This window comes from Streptomyces sp. NPDC000075, from assembly GCF_040301925.1.
Lineage (GTDB): Bacteria > Actinomycetota > Actinomycetes > Streptomycetales > Streptomycetaceae > Streptomyces > Streptomyces polychromogenes.
The window spans coordinates 1-5,230 of record NZ_JBEPFL010000076.1 but is presented as its reverse complement, the minus strand read 5'-3'; the positions used below and the strand labels follow the sequence as shown (position 1 = coordinate 5,230).

General features: G+C 71.7%; 5 protein-coding genes. 1 reads left to right on the top strand and 4 read right to left on the bottom strand.

Translation table 11 applies throughout. The features are described 5' to 3' along the window. Positions 1-342: 342 nt before the first annotated feature. Complete coding sequence (locus ABT403_RS38850) at positions 343-807, bottom strand: MarR family winged helix-turn-helix transcriptional regulator (protein ID WP_344166814.1); 465 nt, start codon at positions 805-807, stop codon at positions 343-345. A 94-nt stretch (positions 808-901) separates the two neighbouring features. On the opposite strand from ABT403_RS38850, the gene ABT403_RS38845 reads away from it, so the two are divergent. Beyond that, positions 902-1,825, top strand: coding sequence for a quinone oxidoreductase family protein (locus ABT403_RS38845; RefSeq protein ID WP_344166812.1), 924 nt, complete (start codon positions 902-904; stop codon positions 1,823-1,825). A gap of 11 nt (positions 1,826-1,836) precedes the next feature. Here the strand turns inward: ABT403_RS38845 and ABT403_RS38840 are convergent, their stop codons facing one another. The 3 genes from ABT403_RS38840 to ABT403_RS38830 form a co-directional block, all read right to left on the bottom strand. After that, positions 1,837-3,321: a hypothetical protein gene (locus ABT403_RS38840; RefSeq protein WP_344166810.1), complete on the bottom strand. Its 1,485-nt coding sequence runs from the start codon at positions 3,319-3,321 to the stop codon at positions 1,837-1,839. A gap of 107 nt (positions 3,322-3,428) precedes the next feature. Next, on the bottom strand, positions 3,429-4,415 hold the full coding sequence (locus tag ABT403_RS38835) for an aldo/keto reductase (RefSeq protein ID WP_344166808.1): 987 nt from the start codon (positions 4,413-4,415) through the stop codon (positions 3,429-3,431). Positions 4,416-4,528: 113 nt separating this feature from the next. Beyond that, positions 4,529-5,125 (bottom strand): hypothetical protein, encoded by a 597-nt coding sequence (locus ABT403_RS38830; RefSeq protein ID WP_344166806.1) that lies wholly within the window; start codon positions 5,123-5,125, stop codon positions 4,529-4,531. Positions 5,126-5,230 lie beyond the last annotated feature (105 nt).

The following is a 5,230-nucleotide window of genomic DNA, read 5'->3' as shown; positions in this document are numbered from 1 at the left end:
TTCTGGCGTTGATTTTTGGCACGCTGTTGAGTTCTCAAGGAACGGACGCTTCCTTTGTACTCACCCTCTCGGGCTTTCCTCCGGGCTTTCGTTCTGTTCAGAGTCTATCAGATCTTTTCGGACCCGATTTCCTCTGCGCTTTCCAGGTTCTTCGCTTTCGCGCTTTCCCTTTCCGGCGGTTCCGACTCTATCAGAAGTTTTCCACCGGATTTCCCGGCTTCGACGATCCGAATGAAGAGTCGAGTGCACCCCACATGGAATTCGATTCGCTGTGGAGTGGGTGTCGCCGAACTTGTCCAGTTCGAGGCAACCGTTTGACTCTACAGCCCACCCCCAGGGGTGTCAAAACGAGGCGGGGGCCTCGTGGACACGCCTCAACAGCTCCATCAGCACGCCCTGTTCCCGCACCGTCAGCGGCGCCAGGAGCTGGGCGTTCGCCGCCTCGGCGAGGGTGGCGCAGCGGGTGAGGGCCGCCTCCCCCTCCGGGGTCACCGTGATCGCGTTCTTGCGGCGGTCGGCCGGGTCCGGGGCGCGCAGCACCAGGCCCGCCTCCTGGAGGTGGTTGAGGATCCCGACCATGTCCTTGGGGTCCACCGCCAGCCGGCGGCCCAGCTCGGCCTGCGCGACGGGCCCGTACTCGGCGGTCGCCGCCAGCACGGCGTGGTGCGTCAGCTTCAGCCCCTCCGCCGCGACGGCCTCGGCGACCAGTCCCCTCCCGCGCGCCGCCACGCGCCCGACGAGCCAGCTGGGCAGGGACTGGATGTGCGCGAGGGGCCGGAGCCGAGGCGGGGGCGGGGGCGTATCCATGAGGCCCACCCTACCTACAATCGTTGGACATCCCCACGACTTCCTGCTTATCGTTGGGACAACCAACGAAATGAAACGGATCGGGGGAGGTCCTGTGCTGCGTATCCGCCATGAGGTCAACGGTGGGCCCGAGGTGCTGTTCGCCGAGGAGGTCGGCCGCCCGGAGGCAGGCCCCGGGGAGCTGGTCGTCCGGGCCGAGGCGATCGGGGTCACCCTGCCCACCGTCCGCAAGGTCCGCGAGGGCAGCGGGCCGGTCCCGTTCGGCGGGGAGGTCGCCGGGGCCGTCGTCTCCCTCGGGGCGGACGTCACCGGCTTCGCCGTCGGGGACCGTGTCACCGGGCTGTGCTTCGCCCACGCCTACGCCGAGTACGCCGTTCTGAACAGCGCTCTGACCACCGCCGTCCCGGACGGCGCGACCGCCGTGGACGCTGTCGCGCTCGTGCGCAGCGGGCTCGTGGCGCGCGGGGCGTACGAGGCCGGGCGGGTGCGGCCCGGTGAGTCGGTGCTCGTCACGGCGGCGGCCAGTGCGGTGGGCGGCCTCGCCCTCCAGCTCGCGAAGGCCGGCGGGGCGGGGCGCGTCGTCGCCGCCGTGAGCAGCGCCGACAAGGCCGCGTTCGTCCGCGGCCTCGGCGCGGACGAGGTCGTTCTGTACGAGGACGCCGACTGGGGAGCCCCGTACGACGTCGTCCTCGACGGTGTCGGCGGCGATCTGCTGGGCCCCGCCGTACGGGCTCTGGCCATGGGCGGGCGGCTGGTGGCCTTCAGCTCGGGCGGCGGCACGGTGGACGCGTACGAGCTCCTGGTGCGCGGCGCCTCGGTGACCGGCTTCCAGATGCGGGCCATCGCCATGGGCCGGCCCGACCTGTACGCCCGCTGGCAGCGCGAGCTCTGGGAGCAGCACGCCGCGGGCACCCTGCGCACCTCCGTCCACGAGGAGATCCCCCTCGCCGAGGCGGCCCGCGCCCACGCGGTCATCGAACAGCGCCGCAACCTCGGCAAGGTCGTCCTGGTCCCCTGAGTCGTCACCCCCTATGGGGAAGGGAGCAGGCAGCGGTCGAGGAGTGCGTGCATACGGGGGACCGGAAGGGACGGGTTGGCTGCGGCGCCCTCTGCGGTGCGGGGGTCGTGCAGGAGGGCTTCCAGGGCTTCCGGCGTCAGGCCCGGGTTCGCGGCGGCGGCTCGGCGCACCGACTCCTCGGGGTCGTTCACCGGGGGCTCGACGAGGGCGGGATCGGCGGCGGCCAAGGCGCGTACCTCGGGGTCCGGGTGGCCGACGAGGTGGGCCAGGCCGGTGCGGGGGAAGGCAGGCAGGCTCAGCAGGTGCGGGCGGTGGGCCGGGCGGGCCGCGAACACCTCCACGAGGAGGTCCGGGGGTGCCGACGGCTGGTGGCAGGCGAGGCGAATCCGTACCTCTTCGTCCTCGTCCCGCGCCAGTGTCGCGACGAGTTCGGAGGGCAGGCCGGGCCAGGTCGCCGCGACCCGGCGGAGCACCGGTTCCCCGGACACCGCGCAGGCGGCGAACCAGGCGGGCGACGGCTCCGTATCCGGCTCGGTGATCGGGTGGGCGCAGTCCGGCCCGTGGTCGAGCACCTCCTGGATCGCCCGGAGCTCCGCCCACGTGCGGGGAAAGGGGTGGATGCGGGCACGCATCCGTACGCCTTCGTCAGGATCCTCCCCCAGCTCCGCCGCCAACTCCGGCCCCAGGTCGGGCCGGGCGGCGATCATCTTGCGGATCTCCGCGTCGGGGTCGCGGGCGAGCCGGGCGACGACATCGGCCGGAATGTGGCGGTTCCAGGCCAGGAGACCTTGCGTGCGCTCCGCGAAGCACTGCTCGATGAGCGCGGGGGACAGGGCACACACGCCGAGGAAGAACGGCCGACTGAGGCTGCCGATGCGGGGGAGCTTTGCCTCCACCCTCTCCGGATCCAAGACCCAGCTGCTCTTCCGCGCCGCTTCGCGCACCGTGGGGTCGGAGTCGGTGAGCAACGCCTCCCGCTCGGTGGGCGTGAGCGACTGCCACCCGGGGGCGGCCCTCTCCCGGAGGGAGGGAAGCTGGTGCCCGGCCATGGCACGGTAGAAGGAACGAGGGATCTGCCGGGAGGAGATGAGCTCCTGGACGATCTCGTGCTCGGTGAGGAGTGCGTCCTCGCTGCCCCCGTCCTGGGCGGTCAACAGGGTGACGATGATGTCGTCCGGCAACGGTCGGACCCGTCGGGGACGGGGGTGGCCGTAGGGGTTGGCGAGCCGCACACGGACGAATCCCGAGGGATCCGTTGCCAGGGGGGCGAGCCGCGACAGGTCTATGTGCCGGTTACCGGCGAGCGCGCGACGCACCGGCCTGGCCGGGTGGTGCAGCGCTGCCTCGATGACGGCATCGGGCAGATCCCGCCCCTCGCACATCAGCAGGCCGGCCTCGCCGGCGGTTCGGTCCAGCAGTCGCGTCAACACCTCGGCGGGAGCCGACGGGTTGAAGGCGATGCCGCGCAGCCACGGCTGATGCAGAGAGTCCGACACCGACTCATCCTGCCACCCGCCGGCCCCGCCCCGCCTCCGCCTCTCGGCCGCCACTTGAGCGCGTGGAGGAAGCGGGGTCCCGGGCGGCCTGCCCGGGACGGCTGGTTTCAGTTGCCGACGAAGCCCAGGCTCGTCGCGTCGTAGCGGGCGCCCGCGATCTGCTCGCGCGGGGCCGCGGCCTCGATGGCGGCCAGGTCCTGCGGCGTCAGCTCGACCGACAGAGCCGCGAGGTTCTCCTCGAGGTACTGCCGGCGCCGGGTGCCGGGGATCGGTACGACGTCCTCGCCCCGGTGCTGCACCCACGCCAGCGCCAGCTGTCCCGCGGTGACGCCCTTGGCCGCGGCCAGTTCCTCCAGCCTGGCGACGATCGCCAGGTTCCGGTCGAGGTTGCCCTCGGCGAACCGGGGCTGCGTGCGCCGGACGTCGCCCTCCGCCAGGCCCTCGACGGAGTTGTACCGGCCGGTGAGGAAGCCCCGGCCGAGCGGGGAGAACGGGACCAGGCCGATGCCGAGTTCGCGGCAGACGGCCGCGGTCTCCGTCTCCAGGTCCCGCGTCCAGAGGGACCATTCGCTCTGGAGTGCCGCGATGGGGTGCACCGCGTGCGCCCTGCGGATCGTCTCCGCGCCGGCCTCCGACAGCCCGAGGTGGCGGACCTTGCCGGCCTGGACCAGTTCGGCCATGGCGCCGACGGTCTCCTCGATGGGGACCTGCGGGTCGACCCGGTGCTGGTAGTAGAGGTCGATGTGGTCGACGCCGAGCCGTCGCAGCGAGGCCTCGCAGGCCTGGCGCACGTAGGCGGCGTCCCCGCGGATCACGACGGGCTCCCCGAGCCGGCTGGCGAAGCCGAACTTGGTGGCGATGACGGCCTCGTCGCGGCGCCCGGCGACGGCCCGGCCGATCAGCTCCTCGTTGTGTCCGGCGCCGTAGAAGTCGGCGGTGTCGAGCAGGGTCACGCCGAGGTCGAGGGCGTGGTTGAGGGTGGCGATCGACTGCGCGTCGTCCGAGTCGCCGTAGCCGTGGCTCATCCCCATGCAGCCCAACCCTTGTGCGGAGACTGCGAGTTCGCCCAAGTGCCGGATGCGTACGTCGATCATTCTGGTGCCTCCCGAGCTGGAAAACCGTCTGCTCACGACGCTAGGTCTTGGAGTGCACTCCATGTCAAACGATCAACGCCGAACCATCAACGCCCGACGGTCGACACCCGACGTCAACTGCCGCAGTCGAGGCTCGCGATCCCGCCCGAGACGATCGGGTCGGCGTCGGTCCCGTGGACGCGCAGCGTGCCGCCGCCTCCGCGCTCGCTCCAGTTCAGCTCATACGCTCCGCCGGCCACGGGCCGGTAGCCGTCGTCCGCGATCCAGGAGCCCGACGGGCGCCAGCCGATCCGGCTCGGGCCGATCGCGTAGACGTCACCGCTGCCGATCACCAGGAACGAGGTCTCCCGGACGACGGCCGTGCAGCCGCCGGGGCCCGTGGGGTTCAGGACGTAGTACTCGGCGCCGAGTTCGTCGAGGGCGCCGGCCGCACAGCTCAAGGCGGCCGCGACCAGGGCGACGCCCCGTACGACGCGCAACGCGACCGGCCGGGACGGCGCCGCCCCCGTCCGGCCGGTCGCGAAGCGGACCCGTACGGCGCGGACTCCGGCGAGGACCACGGCCGCACAGAGCAGGACGACGCACAGCGCCCAGCCGGGCACCACGGTGCCGGAGACCAGGAGCACCAGGTCGCTCCATCCCGTGGCGGCCGCCAGCAGGAGGAGAGCCGTGACGGCGATGTCGTATCCGGCCGCGCTCCGTTGTGTCATACATGCAGCCTAAACGGCCGTAAACGCAGAAAAGCCCCGCACCATGACTGGTGCGGGGCTTTCCCACAATGATTGTTCGGCGGCGTCCTACTCTCCCACAGGGTC